The sequence below is a fragment of the Pseudoxanthomonas winnipegensis genome, from assembly GCF_030322905.1.
Taxonomy (GTDB): domain Bacteria; phylum Pseudomonadota; class Gammaproteobacteria; order Xanthomonadales; family Xanthomonadaceae; genus Pseudoxanthomonas_A; species Pseudoxanthomonas_A winnipegensis.
This window is the reverse complement of record NZ_CP095475.1, coordinates 368,317-394,930: the sequence shown is the minus strand read 5'-3', so window position 1 is coordinate 394,930 and position 26,614 is coordinate 368,317. Positions and strand designations below refer to the sequence as shown.

The following is a 26,614-nucleotide window of genomic DNA, read 5'->3' as shown; positions in this document are numbered from 1 at the left end:
CTGTCGGCGCGGTCCGCAGCGGTGATAATCCCCGATCCCTTTCGCCGCGCTGTCCGCCGCTTCCAGCGCGCCGCGCGCCTCATCCGGTCCCCTGCATGTTCTTTCGCAATCTCACCCTGTTCCGCTTCCCCACCTCGCTGGATTTCTCCGAACTCGACGCCCAGGTCGCCCAGGCCCCGCTCAAGCCGGTCGGCCCGCTGGAGATGAACTCGCGCGGCTTCATCAATCCCTTCGGCCGCTCGGAAGACGTCGCCACCCACCGCGCCGACGACGCGATCTGGGTCAGCGTCGGCGGCGAGGACAAGCTGCTGCCCGGCGCGGTGGTCAACGACCTGCTGGCGCGCAAGCTGGACGAGATCGAGGCCAAGGAGGGGCGCCGCCCCGGCGGCAAGACCCGCAAGCGGCTCAAGGACGACCTGCTGCACGAGCTGCTGCCGCGCGCCTTCGTCAAACCCTCGCGCACCGATGCGCTGATCGACGCGCGCTCGGGCTTCATCGCCGTGGACGCGTCCTCGCGCAAGAGCGCGGAGAACGTGGTGTCCGAGCTGCGCGGGGTGATGGGCAGCTTCCCGGCCATGCCGATCAACGCCGAGATCGCGCCGCGCTCGATCCTCACCGGCTGGATCGCCGGCGAACCCCTGCCCGAAGGCCTGAGCCTGGGCGAGGAATGCGAGATGAAGGACCCCATCGACGGCGGCGCGGTGGTGAAGTGCCAGAAGCAGGAACTGCGCAGCGAGGAGGTCGACAAGCACCTGGAGGCCGGCAAGCAGGTCACCAAGCTGGCGCTCAACCTCGACGACCACGTGTCCTTCGTCCTGGGCGAGGACCTGATCATCCGCAAGCTCAAGTTCCTCGATGGCGCGGTCGATCAGCTGGACGACAACATCGACGACCTGCGCGCCGAGCTGGACGCGCGCTTCGCCCTGATGAGCGCCGAGGTGCGGCGCCTGTTCTTCATCCTCGAAGGCGCGCTGAAGTTCAGCAAGGTGGAGTAGCGCCGCTGCGCGCGGGCGGTCCGACACCCGTCACGCGCGTCCGTACAATGCCCCCATGCTGCTGCGCCGGCTCATCGCCAAACCCACCCGCACCGTCGAGCGGGACACCGTCCTGTATCCGGCGGTCGACGGCGGCGCCCCGCTGCAGATCCAGCGCGTGCGCGATCCGCGCGCCCGCCGCATCCGCCTCAGCGTGGACGAGCGCGGCGCGCGCCTGACCCTGCCGCTGCGCGCCAGCCTCATCGCCGGCGATCGCTTCCTCGATCTGCATCGCGACTGGCTCTACGAGCAGTTGGCCCGCAGCGTGCAGGCCTGCGAGGTGCAGCCGCTGCAGCCGGGCCAGAGCACGCACCTGCCGCTGCGCGGCGCGCTGATCCCGCTGCACTGGCAGCCCGGCCGCTACGCGCGCCTGGAGCTGCGCGAGGACGGCCTGCACGTGCAATGGCCGGCGCGCGGCTCGCAGGCCACCCTGGCGCGCGCGCTACGCGAGTTCTACGAGGCCCAGGCGCGCAGCGACGTGGCGCGCTGGATGCCGCGCCACCTGCCCGGCCTGCCGCGCGCGCCGACGCGGCTGCGGCTGAAGATCATGTCCTCGCAATGGGGCTCGCTGAGCCCGGACGGCACGATGGCGCTGGACCTGTCGCTGGTGCTGGCCCGGCCGAGCGCGTTCGAGTACGTGCTGGTCCACGAGCTGTGCCACCTGGCCCAGGCCAACCACTCGCCGGCGTTCTGGGACGAGGTCGAACGCCGCTTCCCCGACTGGCGCGCCGAACGCGCCTACTTCCACCAGGAAGGCCGCGCCCTCAAGGCGCAGCTGCGCGCCTTGCTGCAGCCCTGAAGCAACAGGCACCCGTGGGTGCAGCTGGCTGTGGCTGGGTGGGAGCCACTGTCTCTTCGAATCTCGCAGCGGTCTGCCTGTAGAGCGGAGCTTGTGGCAATCCCCTCTTGGGGACTCCGCTGAGGCCTTCCCCACGAACCGAACGAAGAGCAGCGGAGCAAGCTCCGCTCTACAGGTGGGAGGCAATCGCAGGCCCCGGCCGACCGCAAGAACGATCAAACCGGCTCCGAGCCGCCTCGCTAAGCTGCCCGCACTCGCAAGGGACGGGGACCGATGGTCGCGGCGGAAAAAGCACTCTGGTACATCGAAAGCCACTACACCGAAGCGCTCTCGCTGGAAACCATCGCCTCGGTCGCCGGCGTGTCGCCCTTCCACCTGGCGCGACTGTTCCAGGCGATGACCGGCTGCTCGGTGGTGCGCTACCTGCGCGCGCGGCGACTCAGCGAAGCCGCGCGCCAGCTCGCCGATGGCGCGCCGGACATCCTGGCCATCGCGCTGGCGTCGGGCTATGGCTCGCACGAGGCCTTCACCCGGGCCTTCAGCGAGCAGTTCGGCCTGGCGCCGGCCGCGCTGCGCGCACGCGGCACGCTCGAAGGCCTCGACCTGGTCGAGCCCTGGCGCACCGCGGAAGGCCCCGCCGAACTGCCCGAGACGCCGCGCGTCGTCCACGCCCCCGACTGGCGCATCGTCGGCATCGCCCGGCGCTACGTCGGTGGCACCACGCAGGGCATCCCCTCGCAGTGGCAGGCGCTGTATACCCATCCGTTTGCCCAGCCGCCGTCGGGCACCGCCTTCGGCGTGTTCTGCAACGGGGCGCCCGACGGCAGCTTCGACTATCTGGCCGGATTCGAGCGCCGCGATGCGCGCGATCCGAGCGCTGGGCTCACGCGCCTGACGCTGCCCGCGCGCCGCTACGCGGTCGCGCTGCACCGTGGGCACATCTCGGCGATCCGGCGGACCTGGCGGGTGTTCGTCGGCGACTGGCTCCCACGCTCCGGCCTGCCCGTGGCCGAGGCCCCGGATTTCGAGAAGTACAGCGACGACTTCGACACCCGCACCGGCATCGGCGATGTCGAGCTGTGGATGCCCCTGACCGACTGATCCCCAGGACACCCCGATGACCCTGCTTCGTTTGACCTCCCTGATCGTGCTGACGGCGGGCCTGGCCCTCGGTGCGCGCGCCACGGCCCGCACCGCAGGCGAGTCCCATCGCCTGGCCCACCTGCCAAGCGCGGCCCTGCGCAATGCCGACCACCGCGATGACGTCCGGGTCACCGTGTGGTATCCGGCAGCGCCCGATGCGGCGGAAACAGCGATGCAGATCGGACCGCCGGGCGCGCCGCTGTTCGAATCCGGGCGTGCGGCCAGTGATGCGCCTGTGGCGCCGGGACGCTTTCCCGTCGTCCTGTTCTCGCATGGCAATGGCGGCTCGGCACGCATGATGGCGTGGTTCGGCACGGCGTTGGCGCGCGCAGGCTATGTCGTGGTCGCGGTGGATCATCCCGGCAACAACGGCGTGGATGCGATGACGGTGGCCGGCAGCACCCTGGTCTGGGAGCGCGCCGATGACCTGCGCGCCGCGCTGGCGCTGGTGCGGCAGGATCCCGTGCTCGGCCCGCACCTGGACACGCGCCACATGGGCGTGGCCGGCTTCTCGCTGGGCGGCTTCACCGCCCTGCTCGCCCTGGGCGCGCGCGCCGATCTGGGCCGGCTCATCGCGCGCTGCCATGCCGATCCGCAGGAGGCCGCCTGCCTGCCGCAGGCCGAAGCGCCCGAGCTGACCCTGGCCGCGCGGGAGGCGGCGCTGAAGCGCGCGCCCCTGGCCGCGGAAGCGGCGCGCTCGGGCGATGACCACGCGATCAGCGGCCTGCAGGCCGCCTTCCTGATGGCACCGGGCGCCGCGCTGCTGCTGGCGCCGGACAGCCTGACCTCGCTGGATCGCCCCGTGGCGATCGTGGGCGGCGAGGCCGATACCGTCGCACCGCTCGCCAGCGATGGCCGCTGGCTGGCGGAGCAGCTGCCGCAGGCCACGCTGACCACGCTTCCGCGGGTGGGGCACTACGACTTCCTCGGGCGCTGCACGCGTGCGGGCGTGGCGCGCATTGCCCTGTGCCAGCACCTGGCCGCACCGCAGGAGGCCACGCATGCCACCGCGATCCGGCAGGCCATCGCCTTCTTCGATACCCGTTTGAAAGTCGAGCGCCCTTAGCCGCGCCGAGGGTCGGGTGGCGCCTGCCGGAGTCTGGCCGAGGAGTCTGCGTGTGGCTGGGCGGGAGCACCTGTCTCCTCAGATCTCGCGACGGTCCGCTGTAGAGCGGAGCTTGTGGCAATCCCCTCTTGGGGACTCCGCTGGGGCCTTTCCCACGAACTGAACGAAGAGCAGCGGAGCAAGCTCCGCTCTACAGGCGGGAGCCGCCCTTGTGGCCTGTTGGGCCAATGCGGCGATGAAGCTTTACCGGGAGAGCCCCATCGCCGCCATGGCGGCTCCCACAGGGGGTTAGTCGTTGCTGCCGAGGGCGTTGTCGATCAGGGCGGCCACGGCGGCGGGGTCGTCCATGTGTACGTGGTGGTGGCCGGGCAGCACGAAGGTCTGGCCGTGGCGCAGGCGCGCGGCGCGCTGGCTGCGGATCGGCTCGGGGAAATAGGGCTGGGCGGGCGTGGCCAGGATCACCCGCGTCGGGCAGTCGATCGATTCGACGATGGCATCGACCTGGGCATGCGTGGCGCGATACAGCGAGGGCAGCATCAGGCGCGGATCGCTGCTCCAGACCCAGCCGGCGTCGACCGCGCGCACGCCGCGCTCGACCAGCAGGGTCGCGCTGGTCTGGCTCAGTCCGTTGGCCTGCATGCGCGCACGCACCGGCGCGTCCAGCGATGCGAACACGCGCAGCGGCCGTCGCGCGGGCTGGCGCGCCCGCTCGATGGCATCGCGCAGGCGGCTGCCGGCCTCGGCCGCGTCCTCGGCCAGTCCGCCCAGCGCCTCGATGCAGACCAGCGCGCGCACGCGCCGCGGACAGGCCGCGGCGATCAGGCTGGAGATCCCCGCCCCCATCGAATGCCCGAGCAGCGCGAAGCGCGCCCAGCCCAGCGCATCGGCCGCGTCGAGCACGGCGTTGATCGCCACGAACGGCGAGTACTCCACGCCCGGCGCCAGGTGCGGACTGTGGCCATGGCCAGGCAGGTCCAGCGCCAGCACGTCCAGCGGCTGCGGCAGGTGCTCGAATAACGGCAGCCAGCTGGCCGCGTTGTCCAGCCAGCCGTGCAGGGCGATGACCTTGGGCCCGTGCGGATCGCCGCCGCGCAGCGCGGCCAGCGCGCCGACCTGGGTCGGCACCGTGACCGGGCGCAGGCTCATGCCCGCATCGGCCCGAACTGACGCTCCAGCATCGCCACCAGCGCGCGCGCATGGGCGGGCGCGTCGTTGAGGCAGGGGATGTAGCGCAGCGTGCCGCCGGCATGGGCGAAGCCCTCGGCGAACTGCATGCCCACTTCCTCCAGCGTCTCCAGGCAGTCCACGGCGAAGCCCGGGCAGACCACGTCGACCTGGGTCACCCCGCGCGCGGCCAGGGCGGCCAGCTCGGTATCGGTGGCCGGTTCCAGCCAGCGTTCGCGGCCGAAGCGCGACTGGTAGGTCAGCGTCCACTCTCCCTCGCCCAGGCCCAGCGCCTGGGCGATCAGCGCGGCGCTGCGCTCGCAGCGCTGCGGATAGGGATCGCCGTTGTTGGCCACGCGCTGGGGCAGGCCGTGGAAGGAGAACAGCAGATGCGCGCCGGCGCCGTGGCGCGCGCGCCAGTGCGCGATCGACTCGGCCACCGCGGCGATCCAGTCCGGATCGTCCGAATAGTCCTCGACCCACTGCAGCCGTGCGTCCGGCGCGGCCGGATTCACCGCGCGCGCCACGTCCTGCATCGAGGCGGTGGTGGTGGTCGAGTACTGCGGATACAGCGGCAGCATCCGCACCAGCCCGCCTTCGTCCCGGGCCTGCTGCAGCAGCGCGCGCAGCGAAGGCTCGCCGTAGCGCATGGCCGGCACCACACGCCAGTGCGGCAGCAGGGCCTGCACCTGCGCGGCCAGGCCGGTGGTGTACACCGCCAGCGGCGAGCCGCCTTCCAGCCAGACCTTGGCGTACTTCTCGGCCGACTTGGGTCCGCGCAGCGGCAGGATCACCCCGCGCAGCAACGGCTGCCACAGCAGGCGCGGAATCGCGACCACGCGCGGGTCGCTGAGGAACTCGGCCAGATAGCGGCGCACCGCCGGCGCGGTCGGCGCGGTCGGCGTGCCCAGATTGGCCAGCACCAAGGTGCCGGCGATGGCGGAGGACGAGGAGGAAGCGGCCTGGCCCATGGCCGTGGCGAGGGGGGCGTCGGACATGGGCGGCATGATGACAGATGCCGCGCGGGCTCATGGCCGATTCACTCGCCGCTCACTAGGCTCGCGGCGTTGCATGGCGGCCGATGGCATCGTCGGCGCGCGCTGCGTTGTCCTGCCACTTCCCCCGGAGTCTCCCGCATGCCCCTGTCCCGTTTCGCGCCGCGCCGCCTCGCCCGCCTGGGCGTGCTGCTGCTGGTCAGCCTCGCCGCCACGCAGGCCTTCGCCGGCACCGAACAGGACGACCGCGCCGTCAACGCTACGCGCGTGCTGACCGACATCCAGCGCATCCCCGAGGAGTCCATCCCCGACAAGCTGCTGGACGAGGGCAAGGCGATCATCGTCATCCCCGATTCGCTCAAGGTCGGCCTGCTGTTCGGCGGGCGCAGCGGCCACGGCCTGATGTCGGTGAAGAATCCCGACGGCACCTGGTCGCAGCCGGTGTTCGTCAAGCTCACCGGCGGCAGCGTCGGCTTCCAGGCCGGCGTGCAGTCCTCGGACATCGTGCTGGTGTTCCGCAACGACCGCTCGCTCAACAACATCGTCAACGGCAAGGTGACCCTGGGCGCCGACGCCGGCGTGGCCGCCGGCCCCGTCGGGCGCAACGCCTCGGCCGCCACCGACGGCCAGCTCAAGGCCGAGATCTGGTCCTGGTCGCGCGCCCGCGGCCTGTTCGCCGGCATCGCGCTGGACGGGGCCGTGCTGTCCATCGACGACGATGCCAACGTGGCCGCCTACGGGCCGGGCGCCACGCCGCGCGCGATCTTCGAGGGGCGCACCGCTCACCCCTCCGCGCAGGTGGTGGGTTTCCGCGATGAGCTGGAGGAAGCCACCGCCGCCGCCCGCGCCGCCCGTGGCGGCGACGCGCGCCCGGTGGTGACCACCGGCACGCCCAGCGCGCCGCCGGCCGCGCCGGCCTATCCCGAGGCGCAGACCGCGCCGATCGGCGCCGGCCAGCCGGCCCAGCCGCAGCCCGCGCAGCCGCAGCCGGCCCCGCAGCAGGGCTTCCAGCCGGTGGGCGAAGGTGAAATCCGCACCGAACAGCTGAACTGAACGCACAGGACCGGCACGCGGCACCGCGCTTGCGGTCGCCGCGGTCAGCGCAAGCGCGCGCGGCGTAGGCTATCCTGACTGTCCACTTCTACCCGGCGGGTCCGACATGGGCGGTTTGAGCATCTGGCACTGGATCATCGTGTTGGCCATCGTGCTGCTGGTGTTCGGCACCAAGCGGCTGACCAGCGGCGCCAAGGACCTGGGCAGCGCGGTGAAGGAATTCAAGAAGGGCATGCGCGACGACGAGGACAAGCCGGTCGCGCGCCTGTCCGACGAGGCGCGTGGCGCCGACGAGGCCGCCGCCAAGGAGCGCGAGCGCGAACGCAGCGGCGACGCCCGCTGATCGCAGGCGTGGTCGTGCTGGCCCCCTGCCCGCGCCGGCCCGGCGGACGCTGAGGGCCGCGTCATGTTCGAGATCGGCTTTCCCGAACTCATCGTCATCGCCGTGGTCGCCCTGGTGGTGCTCGGCCCCGAGCGCCTGCCCAAGGCGGCCCGCTTCGCCGGGCTGTGGGTGCGCCGGGCGCGCAACCAGTGGGACTCGGTCAAGCAGGAACTGGAGCGCGAGCTGGCCGCCGAGGAGCTCAAGCGCAATCTGCACGAGGCCCAGGAGGCCCTGCGCCGCACCGAGGAACAGGCCCGCCGCGGCGGCGCCCAGGCGCAGCAGCAGTTCGACGAGCTGCGCACCGCGGTGAAGGACACCGGCACCGAGCACGGCGCCGCGGCGAACGCCGACACCGCCGCCGACGTGGCAGCCGCGTCCGCGCCGCACGCGCCCGTGGAGTCCACCGCCGCCGAACCCGCCGCATCCGAGCCAGGCCATGAACGCCCCCGTGCCTGACCGTTCCGAGCACGAGGCCGAAAGCAGCCTGATGGAGCACCTGCTCGAGCTGCGCACGCGGCTGATCCGGGGGCTGGCCGGCGTGGCGCTGGTGCTGGTGATCGCCATGCCCTTCGCCAAGCGCATCTTCGAGCACCTGGCGCGCCCGCTGCTTTCGCAGCTGCCGGTCGAGCAGGCCGCCAAGATGATCGCCGCCGACCCCACCTCGGGCTTCTTCGCGCCGATCAAGCTGGCCTTCTACCTGGCCCTGTTCGTGTCCTCGCCGTGGCTGATCTACCAGGCCTGGTGCTTCGTGGCGCCGGGCCTGTACCGGCACGAGAAGCGCCTGGCGGTGCCGCTGCTGGTGTCCTCGATCGCCCTGTTCTTCGCCGGCTGCGCCTTCGCCTACTTCGCCGTGCTGCCGGCGGTGTTCCATGCGCTGACGCTGTTCACCCCCGACGTGGTCACCCTGGCGCCGGACCCGGCCAAGTATCTGGACTTCGTGGTGGTGATCTTCCTGGCCTTCGGCCTGAGCTTCGAGCTGCCGGTGGCGATGGTGATCGTGGTGGCCGTGGGGCTGGTCACGCCGCAGCAGCTCAAGGAATCGCGCGGCTACGCCATCGTCGGCGTCTTCATCATCGCGGCGATCATCACCCCGCCCGACGTGGTCTCCCAGCTGATGCTGGCCCTGCCGATGTGCCTGCTCTACGAGCTCGGCATCCTGGCCTGCCGCTGGGTCCTCCCGCGCAAGGCCGCACAAGCCTGAAGCTCGCGCCCAGCGGCTTCTGCCTCATGGCGCCTCCCACCTGTAGAGCGGAGCTTGCTCCGCTGGGGCCTTCCCCACAAACCGAACGAAGGGCAGCGGAGCGAGCTCCGCTCTACAAACGGACGGATGCTGGAGTTGAGGAGACGGTTGCTCCCACATGGGTCGCACCCGGCCGATGACCCCGCTGAGGATGGATCAGGACTTCTTGCGCGCCGAAGCCGCTTAGCGCAACGCCTGCGGCAGCGGGCCAGCGGGCGGTGGCCGCGCCTAGCGAGGCAGGAGGCCGAGCGCCCGAATCAGGGCAGGATGCCCTGACTGAGGGACAAGCGGCCACCGCCCGCCGGACCGCTGCCCCTCCGAAGCCAAGAGCTCACGCGCCGCAATTCCCCAACAGGGGAGAGCCCCGACCGGAGGAACGTCAGGCCGCGAAGGTCGAAGGCGGCGGCAGCGGCTCGGTCGGCGCGACGGCGCCAGGCTGGCCCAGCAGCTGGCTCCAGGCGCTGGTCACGCAGCCGGCCAGCAGCGGCAGCATCACCCCCATCAGCAGCACATTGGTCAGCAGGATGCCCAGCAGCTGCCCGGCGACCATGGCCACGGCCAGGCCCAGCAACTGCACCACGATCAGCAGCGGCACCAGCACGATCACCAGCAGCAGGTAGAACACCACCACCGCCGGCAGATTGTGCAGACAGGCGCGCAGGCTGTTGAACATCGCCTCCATGCCGCGGCGCTGGCCGAACAGCACGTCCGGCACCGCCACGAACACCAGCAGGCTGGCCACCAGTCCGCCGGCGATCAGCAGCAGCAGCCACAGCAGCAGGCGCCCGGCCGGCAGCTGCGCCACCATGGCCGGATCGGGCTCCCCGCCGCTGGCGGCCTGCTGCTCGAGATGGCCGATGACCTCCTGCAGCTTCTGCACGCCCTCGGTGCCCAGCAGCGCCATCAGCAGCAGGCCGGCGGCGATGGCCAGCAGCACCTGCGGCAGCAGCGTGGCCACCAGGCTGGAGATGCGGCCGGAGCGGAACCCGCCGAACAGGTCGCCCGGCACCACCGGCTGCGCGCCGGCCACCTTGCGCGCCGCGCCGACCATGCCGGCGAACAGCACCGGCGAGGCCAGCCCCAGCAGCAGCTGCAGGAACAGCCCCGGCACCGTGGCCAGCGCCATGACCTGGGCCACCAGCAGCGACAGCAGCGCCCACAGCGCGCCCAGCGCCCCCAGCTGCAGCGGCGCGCGCTTGAGCGCGGCCAGCCCGTCCAGGAGCCATTGCGCGCCGGCGCTCGCGGGCACCTTGTTGATCATCGACATCGAGACAGTTCCGAATGAACGCAGGGGGGGGAGGACAGGAAAGGCCCGGCGCGCCTGGCCGGGTTCAGCGGGCCCGGGCCTGGCGCGCGTGGCGCACGAACTGCCGCAACAGTGTGCGCGCCTGCGGCGCGGCCGTCACCTCGCGGTGGATGCGCACCGGACACTGGCCGGTGCTGCGCAGGTGCTCGGCGCGGGCGACCACGTAGCCGCGCATGTGGTGGGTGGCGAACTCGGGGTGGAACTGCACGCCCCAGGCGCGCTCGCCCCAGCGGAAGGCCTGGCAGCCGTCGCGCTGCGAACGCGCCAGCACCGTGGCCCCTTCCGGCGCGCGCAGCACCGTCTGCACATGGCTGGTGTGGGCCATGAAGCCCTCGGGCAGGTGCGCGAACAGCGGGTCCTGCGCGGCAGGCGGATGCAGGTCGATGCGCACCGTGCCCGATTCGCGCCCGGCCGGGTTGTAGGCCACCTCGCCGCCCAGCGCGTGGGCCAGCAGCTGGTGGCCGTAGCAGATGCCCAGCAGCGGCTGGCCCTCGTGCGCGGCCTGGCGCAGCCAGCCGGCGGCGCGCTCGCTCCAGTCGGCGCGGTCGGTGACCATGGCCGAGGAGCCGGAGACGATGATCCCGGCGAAGTCGCCATGCGCGGGCAGCGCGTCGCCGCGCTCGACATTGGCCACCACCGCCTCGTCGGCCTCCAGGCCGGCGGCGACGCGGATCCAGTGGGAGAACCCGCCGTGGCGCTTGAGACTGCGCAGCGGCTGGCCGGTTTCGACGATCAGGAAGGGTGGGTTCATTCCCGAGGGGGCAGGACGGAGACGACTTCCTCGATTGTCGTCAGACCGCGCGCCACCATGTCAAGGCCTGCGTCGCGCAGCGTGCGCATGCCCTGGATGCGCGCGGCGCGGGTGAAGGCGGCCAGATCCATGTCGGCGCGGACCATCGCCCGCAGCTGCGGGGTCAGCGGCATCAGCTCGTACAGGCCCACGCGGCCCATGTAGCCGGTGCGGCGGCATTCCAGGCAGCCGACCGGGGCGTTGGGCGCGGCGTCCTCGGGCACCTGGCGGCCGGTCTCCAGCAGCGCGTCCCAGGCGTGGGCCGGCAGTGTGGTGGGCTGGCGGCAGTGCGGGCACAGGGTGCGCACCAGGCGCTGGGCCAGCACGCCGCTCAGGGTCGAGGCGACCAGGTAGTGCGCCACGCCCAGGTCCAGCAGGCGGGTGATGGCCGAGGGCGCGTCGTTGGTATGCAGGGTGGACAGCACCAGGTGGCCGGTCAGCGAGGCCTGCACCGCCATCTGCGCGGTCTCCAGGTCGCGGATCTCGCCGATCATGATGATGTCCGGGTCCTGGCGCAGCAGGGTGCGCACGCCGGAGGCGAAGTCCAGGTCGATGTTGTTCTGGACCTGCATCTGGTTGAACTCGGGCGAGATCATCTCGATGGGGTCTTCGACCGTGCACACGTTGACGTCGGCGGTGGCCAGCTTGCGCAGCGTCGAGTATAGCGTGGTGGTCTTGCCCGAGCCGGTCGGGCCGGTCACCAGCACGATGCCGTGCGGCGCCTCGACCAGCGCGTTCCAGCCGGCGGCCTCGGTCGGGCTGAAGCCCAGCTCGGCGATCGGCTTGAACGCGGTGTCCGGGTCGAAGATGCGCATTACGCACTTCTCGCCGAAGGCGGTGGGCATGGTCGACAGGCGCATCTCCACCTCGCGCCCGCCGGGCGAGCGGGTCTTGATGCGGCCGTCCTGCGGGCGGCGGCGTTCGGCCAGGTCCATGCGGCCGAGCACCTTGATGCGCGAGACCACCGCGGTCATCACCGGCGGCGGCAGCTCGAACACCTTGTGCAGCACCCCGTCGATGCGGAAACGGATGCGGCCCAGCTCGCGGCGCGGCTCCAGATGGATGTCCGAGGCGCGCTGCTCGTAGGCGTACTGCAGCATCCAGTCGACGATCTGCACCACGTGGTGATCGTCGGCGCCGACCTCGCCGCTCTGGCCCAGGTCGACCAGCTGCTCGAAGCTGGGCATGGACGCGTTCTGCTCGCGATCGCGCTGGTCCTTGGCGCCGCGCACCGAGCGCGTCACGCCGAAGAACTCCATCGTGTAGCGGTGCAGGTCCAGCGGATTGACCAGCGCCAGCTCGATGTGGCGCCGGGTCAGGTGGGTCAGGTCGGGCTTCCAGCTCAGGTCCAGCGGCTCGCTGGTGGCCATCAGCACGCGGTCGTGCTCGACCGCCAGCGGCAGGATGCGGTGGCGGCGGGCGTAGGCCTGGCTGACCACGGCGGTGACGCTGGCCACGTCCACCCTGGTCGGGTCGATGCGCAGGTAGCGCACCTCCACACGGCGGGCCAGCCATTCGGTCAGGCGCTCCAGGCTCAGCTCGCCCCCGGCGGCCGCGGCCAGCTTGAGGTTGGCCAGCAGCACCAGCGGGTGCACCTCGCTGGCGCTGCGCGCGCCGGCGGCGGACATCTGGATGCGGCCGCGGTCGGCCTCGGCGACCAGGCCGTCGGCCAGCACCGCGCGGGCGACCTGGGCGAAGTCCAGCCGGCCCGACCCGAGCACCGTGGACTCCGGCGAGAAATCGGCCCTGCGCTGGGTCTGTTCCATTGCGGCATCGGCCCCCTGGCCGTGTCCATGCGGCCAGAAGCGGTCGCATCACGCCCGTATACTAGCCCACCCCTTTTTCCGCCCTTCGCCGCATGACTGTCACGACGGCCACACCCATCACGTTCCAGGGCCTGATCCAGACCCTCAACCAGTTCTGGGCAGCCCAAGGCTGCGTGCTGATCCAGCCGCTGGACCTGGAAGTCGGCGCGGGCACCTTCCACCCGGCCACCTTCCTGCGCGCGCTCGGCCCCGAGCCGTGGAACGCGGCCTACGTGCAGCCCTCGCGCCGCCCCACCGACGGCCGCTACGGCGAGAACCCCAACCGCCTGCAGCGCTACTACCAGTACCAGGTGGCGATGAAGCCCAACCCGGACAACCTGCAGCAGCTGTATCTGGATTCGCTCAAGGCGCTGGGCATCGACCCGCTGGTGCACGACCTGCGCTTCGTCGAGGACAACTGGGAATCGCCCACGCTCGGTGCCTGGGGCCTGGGCTGGGAAGTGTGGTTGAACGGCATGGAAGTCACCCAGTTCACCTACTTCCAGCAGGCCGGCGGCCTGGAATGCCGGCCGGTGCTGGGCGAGATCACCTACGGGCTCGAGCGCCTGTGCATGTACCTGCAGGACTGCGACAACGTCTACGACCTGGTGTGGACCTACGGCCCGGACGGCACGCCGGTGACCTATGGCGATGTCTACCACCAGAACGAGGTCGAGCAGAGCGCGTACAACTTCGAGCATGCCGACGTGGCCGAGCTGTTCCACCGCTTCGACGCCTGCGAGCGCGAGGCGGTCAAGCTGGTCGAGGCCGGCCTGCCGCTGCCCGCCTACGAGCAGGTGACCAAGGCCAGCCATAGCTTCAACCTGCTCGACGCGCGCCGCGCCATCAGCGTGACCGAGCGCCAGCGCTACATCCTGCGCGTGCGCGCCCTGGCCCAGGCCGTGGCCAAGGCGTACTACGCGCAGCGCGAGAAGCTCGGCTTCCCGGGGCTCAAGCGCGCCGCGCACGAGGCGGCGGCATGATCCTGATCGGCATGTTCGACTCACCGTTCGTGCGCCGCGTGGCGGTGAGCATGGACGTGCTGGGCATGCCGTTCGAGCATCGCGACTGGTCCACCGGACGCGATGCCGACAGGATCCGCGCCTACAACCCGCTGGGCCGCGTGCCGACGCTGGTGCTGGACGATGAAGCGGTGCTGTTTGAATCGTCCGCGGTGCTGGATCACTTGGACCAGACCGTCGGCGCCGAACGCGCACTGCTGCCCGCCGCCGGCGCGGAACGTCGCCAGGCGCTGCAGCTGATCGCGCTGGCCACCGGCGTGGCCGACAAGGCGGTGACGATGGTGTACGAGCGCGTATTCCGCCCCGAGGACAAGCGCCATGGCCCTTGGCTCGCGCGCTGCCAGACCCAGGTGGAGCACGCACTGGCGGCGCTGGAGACGCACTGCACCGCGCGCGCAGGCCATGACTGGCTGATCGGCGAGCGCATGACCCAGGCCGACATCACCCTGGCCTGCTGCTGCAGCTTCGCAGCCGAGGCGGTGCCGTTCGATCTGTCTCCGTATCCGGCCGTGCAGGCGCGCGTGGCCCGCTACGAGGCGCTGCCGGTGCTCAAGAAGTTCCACGTGGCCTTCGACGCACCGACGTGACGTGCATTGAGCCCCTCTCCCCCCGGGAGAGGGGTTGGGGTGAGGGCCGGCGGAGTCTGCAGCGCTCGGACTTCACCGACTCCGCCCAACCCTCATCCGCCCCTTCGGGGCACCTTCTCCCGAGGGGAGAAGAGAACAGCAAGGTTTCCTGACATGAGCGAACAACTTCCCCTCCTGATCGAACTGGGCACCGAGGAGCTGCCGGTCAAGGCGCTGCCGGGGCTGGCCGATGCGCTGTTCGAGGGCATCAAGGCCGGGCTGGAAAAGCGCGGCGTGGCGGTGGACGCGCGCGAGGCGCGGCCGCTGTTCACCCCGCGCCGGCTGGCGGTGCTGCTGCCGGGCGTGGCGGTGGAGCAGCCCGAGCAGGCCAGCGAGGTGTTCGGCCCGTACGTGAACATCGCCCTGGACGCCGACGGCCAGCCGACCAAGGCGCTGAGCGGTTTCGCGGCCAAGGCCGGCGTGGACTGGACCCAGCTCGAGCGCACCACCGATGCCAAGGGCGAGCGCTTCGTGCTGCGCGCCACGCGCGCCGGCGCGCGCACCGCCGACCTGCTGCCCGAGGTGATCGCCGAGGCCGTGGCCGCCATGCCGATCCCCAAGCCGATGCGCTGGGGCGACCACGACTACGCCTTCGCCCGGCCGGTGCAGTGGCTGGTGGCGCTGCTGGGCGAGCAGGTCATCGACACCACGCTGATGGGCGTGGCCGCCGGCCGCGAGAGCCGCGGGCATCGCTTCGAGCACGACGCGCCGGTGTCGATCGCCGCGCCGGGCGACTATGTGGCCGCGTTGGAAGCCGCGCGCGTACTGGTCGACCCGCAGCAGCGCCGCGCCCGCATCATCGAACAGGTCCAGGCCGCCGCGCGCAGCGTCGATGGCGACGCGCGCGTCACCGACGACAACCTGGAACAGGTCGTGTGCCTGACCGAGTGGCCGAACGCGGTCGCCTGCAGTTTCGAACCCGCCTTCCTGGCCGTGCCGCAGGAAGCGCTGATCGAGACGATGGAGATCAACCAGAAGTTCTTCCCGGTGCTGCGCGACGGCGTGCTGACCGAGCACTTCATCGGCATCGCCAACATCGCCTCGCGCGATCCGGCGCAGGTGCGCGCCGGCTACGAGCGGGTGATCCGCCCGCGCTTCGCCGATGCCAAGTTCTTCTTCGACGAGGACCTCAAGCAGGGCCTGGTGGCGATGGGCGAGGGCCTTGCGACCGTCACCTACCAGGCCAAGCTGGGCACGGTGGCCGACAAGGTCGCGCGCGTGGCCGCGCTGGCGCAGGCCATCGCCCCGCAGGTCGGCGCCGACGCGGCGCTGGCCCGGCGCGCGGCCGAGCTGTCCAAGAACGATCTGCAGTCGCGCATGGTCGGCGAGTTCCCCGAGCTGCAGGGCATCGCCGGGCGCCATTACGCGCTGGCGGCCGGCGAACCGCAGGAGGTCGCGCTGGCCATCGACGAGGGCTACCAGCCGCGCTTCGCGGGCGACGACATCGCGCTCTCGCCGCTGGGCAAGGTGCTGGCCATCGCCGAGCGCCTGGACACGCTGGCCGGCGGCTTCGCCGCGGGCCTCAAGCCGACCGGCAACAAGGACCCGTTCGCGCTGCGCCGCAATGCGCTGGGGCTGGCGCGGACGATCATCGAGAGTGGGTTTGATCTGGATCTGCGCAACTTCATCTCGCTTGCGCGGCATTACGCGCTGACAGCGGCTGCAACAAGCTCTGAGAAGGCGGTCTCCGAAGCCAAGTCGGATAAGGATCGCGATGCTGCGCAAGAGCAGTTCACCGAATTTGCGGCAAAGCGCGATGGCGATCCGACCGAAGGAATCGAAGAAATCTACGACTTCATCCTCGACCGCCTGAAGGGCTACTACGCCGACAAGGGCGTGCCGACCACGCAGTTCAACGCGGTGGCCGAGCTCAAGCCGGCCTCGCTGTACGACTTCGACCGCCGCATCGAGGCCATCGGCACCTTCGCCGCGCTGCCCGAGGCCGCCGCGCTGGCCGCGGCCAACAAGCGCATCGGCAACATCCTCAAGAAGGCCCAGGCCGAGGGCGTGCAGATCCCCGATCACCTGGATCGTGGCCTGATCGAACACCCGGCCGAGGCCGCGCTGGCCGAGGCCGTGCAGGCCGCGATCGGCGACACCGACACCGCCCTGCATCAGCACGACTACGTCGCGGTGCTGGCGCGCCTGGCACTGCTGCGCGAGCAGGTGGACAGCTTCTTCGACATGGTGATGGTCAACGCCGAGAACCCGGCCGTGCGCGGCAATCGCCTGGCCCTGCTGCATCGGCTGCATGCGCGCTTCGGCAAGGTGGCCGATATCGCGCAGCTTTCGGCCTGAGGACGGCCTGGGAGGCCCGTTGTTCCCGCGCAGACGGACACAGCGGGCTCGGGCTTTTCCAGGTGCAAGGCGCTGGGTTCCCGCGTTCGCGGGAACGACGGTGTGGCTTCTTGCGGCGCCTTCGGGACGCAATGCCGTCATGGCGCCTTAACCCGGCGCAGGACGGCGGTTGGGTATGCTTTCCCCCATGCGCGTCCTTTCCTCGCTTGCCCTCGCCGCCGCGTTGTCTCTGTCTCCGGCGCTGGCGTGGGCGGCGGCCATCGTCGACCAGGTCCAGATCAAGGGCCTGAACGAGGACGATGAAACCCAGGCCGCGATGGCCGAGAACATCCGCGTGGCCCTGACGCTGAACGACGCGCTGGGCAAGCGCCTGGGCGAGGCGCGGCTGGAATATCTGCTGGAGCAGACCAAGGACGAGGCCGCCCACGCGCTGGAACCCTTCGGCTACTACGGGCCGACCATCACCGTCACCACGACCCGTCTGGATGCCAGCCAGGCCGCGCGCGTGGAGCGGCAGAAGAAGACCGGCGGCAAGGACAAGGACGACGATGAGGATGACGACGACGATCGCGACACCGCGCCGCAGCCCAGCGCCCAGGTGCAGCGCGACGCCAGTGACGCCGACGGCAAGGTGACCACCTCGGTGGCCCCGGCCGACGTCAATCCCGATGCCAGCGAGGGCACCACCGCGCAGCAGGCCACCGGGCAGGCCGCGCCGAGCGCCGCCAACGCGCCGCGCGTGCGCGCGCCGGCCGATCACCTTACCGTGGTGGTCACCGTGGACCCGGGCGAACCGGTGCGCGTGCGCGATGCCGATATCCGCATCGAGGGCGAAGGCGGCAGCGACCGCTACCTGGCCCAGGACCTGAAGGACTTCGCGCCGCGCCCGGGCCAGGTGTTCGACCACCAGACCTACGAGGCCAGCAAGCTCAAGATCGTGCGCCGCCTGGCCGAGCGCGGCTATCTGGATGCGGACTTCCAGGACCGCCGGGTCGAGATCACCCGCGCCCAGCATGCCGCCGACATCGACCTGTCCTGGGTCAGCGGCATCCGCTACGACATGGGCCCGACGATCTTCCATCAGGATTACTTCCGGCCCGGCCTGCTCGACCAGCTGGTTTACTGGGACGAGGGCAGCTACTACCACCAGGGCAAGCTGGACCGGCTGCGCCAGTCGCTGGTGGCGCTGGACTACTTCAGCAACATCGACATCCAGCCCGATCCCGATCACGCGGTGGACGGCCGCGTGCCGATCGACGTCAACCTCAAGCTGGCCAAGCGCAACATCTACACCGCCGGCCTGAGCTACGGCACCGAGTACGGCGCCGGTGTGCTGGCGGGCATCGAACGCCGCTACGTCAACTCGCGCGGGCACAAGTTCAAGGCGCTGCTGGACTACGCGCAGAACCGCAAGTCGCTCACCGGCACCTACCGCATCCCGGCGTTCAAGTGGCTCGATGGCTGGTATGCGGCCACCGCGCAGCTGTACGACGAGCAGACCGACTACATCGACACCCGCCGCATCGAGCTGATCGGCAGCCGCAGCGGCCAGCTCAACGAGAACTGGACGCTCACCGCCTCGATCCATGCCCTGCGCGAGCGCTGGAAGCTGGAGCTGGAGGACGAGAACGGCGACGGCGCCGAGGCGGCCGCGCCGTATCGCTACGCGACCTACGTCTATCCGCAGCTGGAGGCGCAGTACGTCAACGTGGACGATCGCCTGTTCCCGCGCAGCGGCATCGTCGCGCGCTCGACCCTGCGCGGCGGCCTGGAGGGCGCCGGCTCGGACACCAACTTCGCCCAGCTGCAGGTCGGCGCGAGCTGGTTCAAGGGCATCGGCGCCAACGACCGCTTCATCCTGCGCGGCGAGATCGGCCAGACCAGCGCCGGCTCGCCCGACGCGCTGCCGCCGAGCCTGCGTTTCTACGCCGGCGGCGACAACAGCATCCGCGGCTACCAGTACCGCGAGGTCGGTCCACGCGTGCGCACCGAGGGCGGCGAGTATTCGGTCGGCGGCAAGAAGCTGATCACCGCCAGCGCCGAGTACGAGCACTACTACAAGGGCGGCCCCTTCGGCGGCGCGATCTTCGTCGACACCGGCAGCGCCTACAACGACTCGCCCGATCTCAAGACCGGCGTCGGCGTCGGCGTGCGCTACCGCTCGCCGATCGGCCCGGTGCGGGTGGACATCGCCCACGGCCTGAACGATCCCGACTCGGTCGTGCAGCTGTACTTGAGCATCGGGACCAGCCTGTGAGCCGCACGCCGCAGGACCTCACCCCCGAGGAGCGCGAGGCGCGCATCGCGCAGCTGCGCGCCCGGCGCAAGGCGCGCATGCGCACGCTGGCCATCCGCAGCGCGATCGGCGTGGCCACGCTGGTGGTGGTGGCGCTGGTGGGGCTGTACTGGCTGCTGCAGACCGTGGCCGGCCGCGACGTGCTGCTGGCGCAGGTGATCGCGCGTCTGCCGGCCGGCAGTTCGCTGACCTACGCCAGCGCCGAAGGCCCGGTCGCCGGGCCGCTGACGCTGCGCGACGTGCACTTCCACATGGACGGCATCGACTTCACCGCCAAGCGCGTGCTGCTGGACCCGGACCTGCGCCCGCTTCTGGGCAAGCGCCTGCGCCTGGACCGGCTGGAAGTGGAGGACGGCACGCTGGAGGTCGCGCCCAGCCCGGACAAGCCGTTCGAGCTGCCGCGCTGGCCCGAGGTGATGCCGCAGATCGAGCTGCCGCTGAACCTGCAGGCCGACACGCTGCAGGTCGACCGGCTGCGCTACACCTCCGGCGGCGAGCCGGTGATCTTCCTCGGCAGCATCCGCGGCGGCGTGGACCTGGGCGATGGCTATGCCGAGGCCAGCGCGGTGAAGATCACCAGCGACCGCGGCAACTTCTCCATCGACGGCCACTACCGGCCGGGCGACGACTACGACACCGACCTGACCGTCTCCGCCGGCTTCCCCGCACCGCGCGGCAAGACGCCGGCGCGGCTGGGGCTGGTCGCCCGCGGCGACGTCAAGCACATGCAGGTGGCGGTGGGCGGCAACGCGCCGGCGCCGGTGCGCGTGCATCTGGACGTGCGCGGCGCGACCAAGCCGGACTGGGCCATGCGCGCGGTCAGCAAGCAGCTGGACCTGTCGCTGCTGGGCGTGGGCGCGGCCGATGCGCCGCCGCTGGCCTTCGACCTGCAGGCCAGCGGCACCGACGGCGGCGCGGCCATCAGCGGCCACGCCCAGCAGGGCGAGAACGCGGTGGTGATCGAGCCCTCGCACGTGCGCATCGACGACACCACGCTGACCGTGCAGCCGCTGGCGGTGCAGCTGCTCGACGGCCGCGTCACGCTCAACGGCCATGCCGACTTCACCCAGACCGAAGACCCGAGCTTCAAGTTCGCGGTCAACGCGCGCGGCCTGAAGTGGGGCGAAGGCGATGCGCGCATCCAGGCCGATGCGGACCTGGGCGTGGCCGGGCGCAAGGCGGACTGGGCGGCGATCGGCACGGCCGATCTGGCGCGCGGACAGGACAAGGCGAAGGTCGACTTCGACGGTCGCGGCGACCTGGAGAAGGTGCTGCTCAAGACGCTCAAGGCGACCACGCCGGCCGGCGGGCTGCAGGTGACCGGCCAGGTCGGCTGGGCGCCGCAGCTGTCCTGGGACGTGACGGCGACGCTGCAGAACTTCGACCCGGGCTACTTCGCCGCCGGCTGGAAGGGCGCGGTCACCGGCCAGCTGTCCAGCAAGGGCGCACAGCGCGATCCGGCCGCGGGCAAGGGCACTGGGTTCGATGCGACGCTGGACATCCCGCAGCTGGGCGGCCGCCTGCGCGACCGCAAGCTGGCTGGCAGCGGCAACTTCGTCCTGCAGGGCGACAGCGGCCAGGGCAAGCTGGATCTGAGCCTGGGCGCCAGCCGCGTGCAGGCGCAGGGCAAGGTGGCCGACACGCTGGATATCGATGCGACCTTGAATCCGCTGGAGCTGGCCGACCTGCTGCCCGGCGCCACCGGCGTGCTGGCCGGCACGCTGAAGCTCTCCGGCCCGCGCGCCGCGCCGACCATCGAGGCCGACCTCACGGGCAACGCGCTCAAGTTCGACACCTATACCGCGCAGACCCTGAGCCTGAAGGGCCGGCTGCCGTGGAAGAGCGGCGATGGCCAGCTGGCGCTGACCGGCACCGGCGTGCAGGCCGGGCTGGCGCTGGACCGCCTGGACGTGCAGGCGCGCGGCGCGGTGCAGGACCTGCAGCTGCATGCGCAGGCCGACAGCCAGATGGCCTCGCTCACCCTCGCCGGCGCGGCGCGCCAGGCACAGGACGGCGCCTGGTCCGGCACGCTGGAGACGCTGCGCATCGTCCCGTCCAAGGGCGATGCCTGGGCGCTGACCCAGGCCGCACGCTTCAGCCAGAAGGGCCAGGCCTTCACCCTGTCCGACAGCTGCCTGGCCGGCGGCGACGGCGGCAGCCTGTGCGTGTCGGCCGACTGGCCGCGCAACGGCGTGCGCGCGCATTCGGACCGCCTGCCGCTGACCCTGGTGCAGCCGTGGCTGCCGCAGCAGGACGGCCGCCAGCTCAGCCTGCGCGGCGACCTGACGCTGGAGGCCAACCTCAAGCCGCAGGCCAACGCCTGGCAGGGCCAGGTGCACATCGCCTCGATGGACGGCGGCCTGAAGATGGGCAAGAACAGCCGCGGCGAACTGGTCCACTACGATCACTTCAGCATCGATGTGGACATGACGCCGCAGAAGATCCACGGCCGCCTCGGCACGGGCTTCGCGGGCAACGGCTTCGTCGATGCGACCTTCGATACCGGCTGGGACAGCTACGCCCCGCTGACCGGCAACATCTATCTCTACAACGACCGCCTGTTCTGGCTGGAGCTGTTCTCGCCGGACCTGGTGCGTCCGCAGGGCAAGCTCAAGGGCCACATCGGCCTGGCCGGCACGCGCGGTGCGCCGTTGCTCAGCGGCGAGGCCGACCTGAGCGACTTCACCGGCGACCTGCCGGCGCTGGGCATCACCCTGGTGCAGGGCAATGCGCAGCTGACCGCGCTGTCCGACGGCACCGCGCAGATCAAGGGCAGCGTGAAGTCGCAGTCGGCCACCGGCGGCGGCGGCACCGGCGGCGCGCTGTCCATCGACGGCTCGCTGGGCTGGCAGGGCGGCGACGAGCCGCTGCTGTTCCACGTGCGCGGCGACAACTTCCTGGCCTCGGACACCACCCAGCTGCGCGCGGTGATCGACCCGGACATGACCATCGCCCTGCAGGGCAAGGTGCTGGGCGTCGGCGGACAGGTCACGGTGCCCTCGGCCAACCTCAACCTGGAGAAGCTCAGCGAAGGCGTGTCCACCTCCGAGGACGTGGTGGTGCTGGACCCGGCCGATCCGGAGGAAGGCGGCAGCTCGCTGCTCAAGCTGGACCTGGCGGTGAACCTGGGCGACCAGGTGCGGATGAAGGGCTTCGGCCTGGAAGGCTCGCTGCAGGGCCAGATGAGCGTGCACTCGCGCGCCGGCCGCGCCATGTCGGCCACCGGCCAGCTCAACGTCGATGGCCGCTACACCGCCTATGGGCAGAAGCTGACCATCACCCGCGGCGAGCTGAGCTGGAGCAACGACGACGTCTCCGACCCCAACATCAACATCCGCGCCGAACGCGAAGTGGTCAGCGCCGGCGTGACGGCCGGCATCGACGTCACCGGCCGTGCCAGCGCGCCGCGCGCCAGCGTCTGGTCCAACCCGGAGACCTCCGAATCCGACGCGCTGGCCTACCTGGTGTTGGGCCGCCCGCTGAGCACCGCCAGCAGCCAGGAAAGCGCGCAGGTCAGCGCCGCGTCCTCGGCGCTGTCGGCCGGCGCCGGCCTGCTGGCCTCGCAGCTGGGCGCCAAGATCGGCCTGGACGACGCCGGCGTGTTGGAGTCGCGCACGATGGGCGCCTCGGTGTTCGGCATCGGCAAGTACCTCTCGCCCAAGCTCTACGTCAGCTACGGCGTGGCCATGGTCGGCGGCGGCTCGGTGGTCACCCTGAAATACCTGCTGCGCAAGGGCTTCAACGCCGAGATCGAATCGTCCACCGTGGAAACGCGCGGGTCGATCAATTGGCGCAAGGAGAAATAGCCCTCATCGCCAGCAGCGCGAAGGCGCTGCGCGGCCAGCTCAACATCTTCAAAGGTCAAGGAATCAGGCCATGAACCGGGAAGACTGTATCGCTGTTGGATCGCGCCTGTTCGCGATCTTCCTGTTGATCACGTTGCTGCGGTCGTTCCTGCCGAGCATGGCGGCGCTGCGCACGCAGCACGACACCACGGCGATGGTCTGGAGCCTGTCGGTGCTGGCCCTTGGCCTGCTGATCTGCGCCGCGCTCTGGCGCTTCCCGCTGACCATCGCCCGCAAGCTGCTGCCGGTGATGAAGGAGCCGCGCGCCGATCACGCCATGGGCGCCTCGACCGCGTTGTCGGTAGGCCTGACCCTGCTTGGATTCTGGACGCTGCTCACGGCGCTGCCCGACGCCAGCTACTGGGCCACGATCTTCCTGCTGACGCGACACGAAGCCTCCGGATACTTCGCCTGGGGCCCCGAGCAGCTGGGCGGCGTGGTCTCGACGTTGCTGCAGCTGGTCCTGGCGATCTGGATGATCTTCGGAAGCACGGGCCTGCAGCGCCTCGTCACCCGTGGGCGATACGGCCGCGACGCCGACTCCGCCTGACCGCACTCGGCTCCGCGGACAACGATCTCGCGGTCTTTTGCAGCACGCCGGCTTTCGCATGACACGCCGCCCATGACCAAACCGTCATGCGCTTCCCATTTGCCGCGTGCGCGGGTGGCCGCTACTGTCGCCGCCACGTTTCGCATCGCATCCGGATCCACATGACCCGCACCCTGCCCCTGGCCGCCTCGCTGGCGCTGCTGCTGTCCTCCACCGCCCGTGCCGACGAAGGCATGTGGCTGCCCACGCAGCTGCCGTCGCTGGCCGAGCCCCTGCGTGAGGCGGGTTTCCGCGGCGATCCGTCTGCGCTGGCCGATGTCACGCAGGCGCCGCTGAGCGCGGTGGTGAAGGTCGGCGGCGGCACCGGCTCGTTCGTCTCCGGCGACGGGCTGCTGGTCACCAACCACCACGTGGCCTACGGCGTGATCCAGTACAACACCAAGGCTGGCGCCAACCTCATCGACGATGGCTTCGTCGCGCAGGCGCTCGGCGAGGAGCTGCCGGCCAATCCGGATTTCCGCGTACTGGTCACCACCGCCTTCGACAAGGTCACCGACCAGGTGCTGGCCGATGCGAAGGGCAAGACCGGCCGCGCCTACTTTGATGCCGTGGACGCGGCCAGCAAGCGCCTGGTGGCCGCGTGCGAGGCCGCCGGCAACGTGCGCTGCAGCGTGGCCACGATGGACTACGGCGCGGACTTCTATCGCGTGACCCAGCTGGAGCTGCGCGACATCCGCCTGGTCTATGCGCCGCCGCGCGCCATCGGCAACTACGGCGATGAGATCGACAACTTCATGTGGCCGCGCCACGCGGGCGATTTCACCTTCCTGCGCGCCTATGTCGGCAAGGATGGCAAGCCGGCCGACTACAGCGCCGACAACGTGCCCTATCAGCCGCCGGCGTTCCTCAAGATGGCCGTGCAGGGGCCGAAGGAAGGCGACTTCGCCATGCTGGCCGGCTATCCCGGCATCACCTATCGCAACCGCACCGCGGCCGAGTTCGAGGCGCAGGTCGGCCATGTGCTGCCGGCGCGGGTGGCGGTGTTCGATGCGCTGATCGCGCAGATCGAACAGGCCGGCAAGACCAATGCCGAGGCGCGCACGCGCTATGCCTCGCAGCTGCAGTCGCTGAAGAACAACCGCAAGCGCGCCGCCGGCGAACTGGAAGGCCTGCAGCGCAGCGATGCCGCGCGCCTGCGTGCCGCCGACGAGGCCGGCATGCTCGCGGCTACGCGCGGCGCGCAGAAGCAGCAGATCGATCAGCTGCAGCAGCTGCTGGCCCAGGGCCAGGCGCTGGGCGATCGCGACCTGCTGCTGAGCCTGGTCGCCGGGCAGACGCAGCTGCTGCGCTCGGCGCTGACCCTGGAGCGCCTGCGCCTCGAATCGGCCAAGCCCGATGCGCAGCGCGAGACCGGCTACCAGCAGCGCGACCAGGCGCTGATCGAAGGCCAGCTCAAGCAGGTCCAGCGCCGCTACGACGCGACCACCGAGAAGGCGCTGCTGACCGTGCTGCTGAGCCGCTACCAGCAGCTGCCCGAGGCGCAGCGTGTGCCGGCCTTCGACGCCGCCTTCGGCCGCACGCCGGCCGAACTGGCCAAGGCGCTGGATGCGCTGTACGGCGCGACCACGCTGGGGACGGAAAGCGAGCGCCTGTCGCGCTTCGCCGCCGCGCGCCAGGGCCAGCCGCTGGCCGACGATGCGCTGATCGCACTGGCCGCCAAGCTGGTGCCGGCGCAGCTGGAACTGGAGAACGCCCGCAAGACGCGCGAGGGCGATCTGCTGCGCCTGCGCCCGGCCTACATGCAGGCGCTGGCCGCCTGGCGCGCCAAGCAGGGCCGCGCCAGCTATCCCGATGCCAACAGCACGCTGCGCGTGAGCTTCGGCCGGGTGACGCCGCTGGCGCCGCGCGATGCGGTGGCCTATGCGCCGCTCACCACGGTGGCCGGCATCGTGGAGAAGAACACCGGCACCGTGCCGTTCGACGCGCCCAAGCCGCTGCTGGAGGCGATCGCCAAGGGCGATTTCGGCAGCACCGTCGACCCGGTGCTGAAGACCCAGACCGTGGACTTCTTGACCAACCTGGATACCACCGGCGGCAACTCCGGCTCGCCCGTGCTCAACGCCAAAGGCGAGCTGATGGGCCTGAACTTCGACAGCAACTGGGAAGCGGTCAACGCCAGCTGGTGGTACGACCCGCGCTACAAGCGCGCCATCCACGTCGATGCGCGCTACATCCGCTGGCTGCTGGCCAAGGTCTATCCGGCCCCTGCCCTGCTGCGCGAGATGGGCGTGCCGGCGCAGTAGGTCTTGCTTCTGCCCCCTCTCCTTCGCCTTAGGCGAAGGGGAGTTCGAGGTCGCAAACTAGCGACTGAGGGGGAAGTGCCTTTGCGCTTCGCTTCAAGATCTGCGCGACCTGAGGCAACCCCCTCCCAGCCTCCCCCTGCTGCGCAAGGGGAGGGGCAGCACGCTGCACCCTGCTTGGCCTTCTGGCCCAGTAAGCCCACAGACCCAAGGCGCTGCACCGCTTCTGCCCCCTCCCTTTCGTCGTAGACGAAGGGGAGCTCGAAGTCGCGATCTAGCGACTGAGGGGGAGGGGTGCTTTTGCTCTTTGCTTTGAAATCTGCGCGACCCAGGATCGCCTCGCAGTTGCCGGTGGTCTCAAGGTGCAAGATCCTGTTTTCCCGATCCCCCACAGGGAGCATGCCGCAGTGACCCAGACCGCCAACGTGATCGCCGTGGATCACACGGGCTTTGCCGTTTCCTCGTTGGACGAGTCCATCCGCTTCTGGACGCAAGCGCTCGGCTTCACGCTGCAGCGGCAGTCGGAGATGGGAGGCGAATTCCTCCGGCAGGTCACAGGGGTGGCCGATCCGAGCGTGCGGACCGCGATCGTCGAGGCGCCGGACGGCTTCGTGATTGAACTGCTGCAGTACTCGGGAGGCCGCGAGCATGGAGCCGTACCGGAGAGCGCAGGTGCGATCGGCGCCGCCCACCTGGCGCTGGCCGTGAAGGACATCCGCGCCGCCATCGCGCGCGTCGAGGCGGCGGGTTGGAACGCGAAAGGCAGCCCGCAGCCGATTCCCGGCGGGCCACGCAAGGGGACGTTGGTTGCCTATGTCGCGGGCCCCGATCGCATCACGATCGAGTTCATGCAGCCGCCAGCGGGATGATCAGGCGGGTGAGAGGCTTAGCCGCGCGTGC

Annotated in this window: 21 protein-coding genes; 16 read left to right on the top strand and 5 right to left on the bottom strand. The window is 70.8% G+C overall.

The features are described from left to right. Positions 1–95: 95 nt before the first annotated feature. The 4 genes from MWN52_RS01685 (at position 96) to MWN52_RS01670 (ending at position 4,042) form a co-directional block, all read left to right on the top strand. The gene (locus MWN52_RS01685) at positions 96–995 is read left to right on the top strand and encodes a recombination-associated protein RdgC (protein WP_130514848.1); all 900 of its coding nucleotides are present in this window, start codon (positions 96–98) and stop codon (positions 993–995) included. A 55-nt stretch (positions 996–1,050) separates the two neighbouring features. Continuing rightward, positions 1,051–1,833 carry a M48 family metallopeptidase gene (locus tag MWN52_RS01680; RefSeq protein WP_286576283.1) on the top strand — a complete coding sequence of 261 codons (783 nt, stop codon included), beginning with the start codon at positions 1,051–1,053 and terminating at the stop codon, positions 1,831–1,833. Positions 1,834–2,106: 273 nt separating this feature from the next. Further along, complete coding sequence (locus tag MWN52_RS01675; RefSeq protein ID WP_286576282.1) at positions 2,107–2,934, top strand: AraC family transcriptional regulator; 828 nt, start codon at positions 2,107–2,109, stop codon at positions 2,932–2,934. 16 nt (positions 2,935–2,950) lie between these two features. After that, a complete protein-coding gene (locus tag MWN52_RS01670) occupies positions 2,951–4,042 on the top strand; it encodes an alpha/beta hydrolase family protein (RefSeq protein ID WP_286576281.1) in 1,092 nt (363 codons plus the stop codon). A 288-nt stretch (positions 4,043–4,330) separates the two neighbouring features. On the opposite strand, the gene MWN52_RS01665 is transcribed toward MWN52_RS01670, so the two are convergent. Both MWN52_RS01665 and hemH read right to left on the bottom strand, forming a co-directional pair. Further along, positions 4,331–5,188 (bottom strand): alpha/beta fold hydrolase, encoded by an 858-nt coding sequence (locus tag MWN52_RS01665; protein ID WP_286576280.1) that lies wholly within the window; start codon positions 5,186–5,188, stop codon positions 4,331–4,333. Next, on the bottom strand, positions 5,185–6,177 hold the full coding sequence (gene hemH, locus MWN52_RS01660) for a ferrochelatase (protein ID WP_130534996.1): 993 nt from the start codon (positions 6,175–6,177) through the stop codon (positions 5,185–5,187). Before hemH ends, MWN52_RS01665 begins: the two co-directional genes overlap by 4 nt. A 165-nt stretch (positions 6,178–6,342) precedes the next feature. On the opposite strand from hemH, the gene MWN52_RS01655 reads away from it, so the two are divergent. The 4 genes from MWN52_RS01655 to tatC all read left to right on the top strand — a co-directional run bounded on the left by MWN52_RS01655 (position 6,343) and on the right by tatC (position 8,837). After that, on the top strand, positions 6,343–7,254 hold the full coding sequence (locus MWN52_RS01655; protein ID WP_130534926.1) for a lipid-binding SYLF domain-containing protein: 912 nt from the start codon (positions 6,343–6,345) through the stop codon (positions 7,252–7,254). 106 nt (positions 7,255–7,360) lie between these two features. After that, on the top strand, positions 7,361–7,597 hold the full coding sequence (gene tatA, locus MWN52_RS01650; protein WP_130514837.1) for a Sec-independent protein translocase subunit TatA: 237 nt from the start codon (positions 7,361–7,363) through the stop codon (positions 7,595–7,597). Between the two features lie 63 nt (positions 7,598–7,660). After that, positions 7,661–8,092 carry a Sec-independent protein translocase protein TatB gene (tatB, locus tag MWN52_RS01645; protein WP_286576278.1) on the top strand — a complete coding sequence of 144 codons (432 nt, stop codon included), beginning with the start codon at positions 7,661–7,663 and terminating at the stop codon, positions 8,090–8,092. Beyond that, positions 8,073–8,837, top strand: coding sequence for a twin-arginine translocase subunit TatC (tatC, locus tag MWN52_RS01640; protein WP_130514831.1), 765 nt, complete (start codon positions 8,073–8,075; stop codon positions 8,835–8,837). The genes tatB and tatC overlap by 20 nt, the downstream gene beginning before the upstream one ends. Positions 8,838–9,255: 418 nt before the next feature. On the opposite strand, the gene MWN52_RS01635 is transcribed toward tatC, so the two are convergent. The 3 genes from MWN52_RS01635 to MWN52_RS01625 all read right to left on the bottom strand — a co-directional run bounded on the left by MWN52_RS01635 (position 9,256) and on the right by MWN52_RS01625 (position 12,738). Continuing rightward, complete coding sequence (locus MWN52_RS01635; RefSeq protein ID WP_130514829.1) at positions 9,256–10,143, bottom strand: BPSS1780 family membrane protein; 888 nt, start codon at positions 10,141–10,143, stop codon at positions 9,256–9,258. Positions 10,144–10,207: 64 nt separating this feature from the next. Continuing rightward, on the bottom strand, positions 10,208–10,933 hold the full coding sequence (locus MWN52_RS01630) for a glutamine amidotransferase (protein ID WP_286576277.1): 726 nt from the start codon (positions 10,931–10,933) through the stop codon (positions 10,208–10,210). Continuing rightward, complete coding sequence (locus tag MWN52_RS01625) at positions 10,930–12,738, bottom strand: GspE/PulE family protein (RefSeq protein ID WP_286576276.1); 1,809 nt, start codon at positions 12,736–12,738, stop codon at positions 10,930–10,932. The genes MWN52_RS01630 and MWN52_RS01625 overlap by 4 nt, the downstream gene beginning before the upstream one ends. A 92-nt stretch (positions 12,739–12,830) precedes the next feature. On the opposite strand from MWN52_RS01625, the gene glyQ reads away from it, so the two are divergent. From glyQ to MWN52_RS01580, 8 genes are all read left to right on the top strand, one after another. After that, positions 12,831–13,760 carry a glycine--tRNA ligase subunit alpha gene (gene glyQ / locus MWN52_RS01620; RefSeq protein ID WP_130530262.1) on the top strand — a complete coding sequence of 310 codons (930 nt, stop codon included), beginning with the start codon at positions 12,831–12,833 and terminating at the stop codon, positions 13,758–13,760. Then, entirely contained in the window at positions 13,757–14,386 is a 630-nt protein-coding gene (locus MWN52_RS01615) for a glutathione S-transferase family protein (protein ID WP_130534923.1), read from the top strand. Before glyQ ends, MWN52_RS01615 begins: the two co-directional genes overlap by 4 nt. Positions 14,387–14,539: 153 nt before the next feature. Then, positions 14,540–16,723, top strand: coding sequence for a glycine--tRNA ligase subunit beta (gene glyS, locus MWN52_RS01610; RefSeq protein ID WP_286576271.1), 2,184 nt, complete (start codon positions 14,540–14,542; stop codon positions 16,721–16,723). Positions 16,724–16,910: 187 nt separating this feature from the next. Then, positions 16,911–18,980, top strand: coding sequence for an autotransporter assembly complex protein TamA (locus tag MWN52_RS01600; RefSeq protein WP_425608068.1), 2,070 nt, complete (start codon positions 16,911–16,913; stop codon positions 18,978–18,980). Between the two features lie 77 nt (positions 18,981–19,057). Beyond that, positions 19,058–22,825 carry a translocation/assembly module TamB domain-containing protein gene (locus tag MWN52_RS01595; RefSeq protein WP_425608104.1) on the top strand — a complete coding sequence of 1,256 codons (3,768 nt, stop codon included), beginning with the start codon at positions 19,058–19,060 and terminating at the stop codon, positions 22,823–22,825. Positions 22,826–22,895: 70 nt separating this feature from the next. Continuing rightward, positions 22,896–23,414 (top strand): hypothetical protein, encoded by a 519-nt coding sequence (locus MWN52_RS01590; protein WP_286576267.1) that lies wholly within the window; start codon positions 22,896–22,898, stop codon positions 23,412–23,414. Between the two features lie 161 nt (positions 23,415–23,575). Then, the gene (locus MWN52_RS01585; protein ID WP_425608067.1) at positions 23,576–25,717 is read left to right on the top strand and encodes a S46 family peptidase; all 2,142 of its coding nucleotides are present in this window, start codon (positions 23,576–23,578) and stop codon (positions 25,715–25,717) included. A 422-nt stretch (positions 25,718–26,139) separates the two neighbouring features. Further along, entirely contained in the window at positions 26,140–26,583 is a 444-nt protein-coding gene (locus tag MWN52_RS01580) for a VOC family protein (protein WP_286577661.1), read from the top strand. The last annotated feature ends 31 nt before the right edge of the window (positions 26,584–26,614 follow it).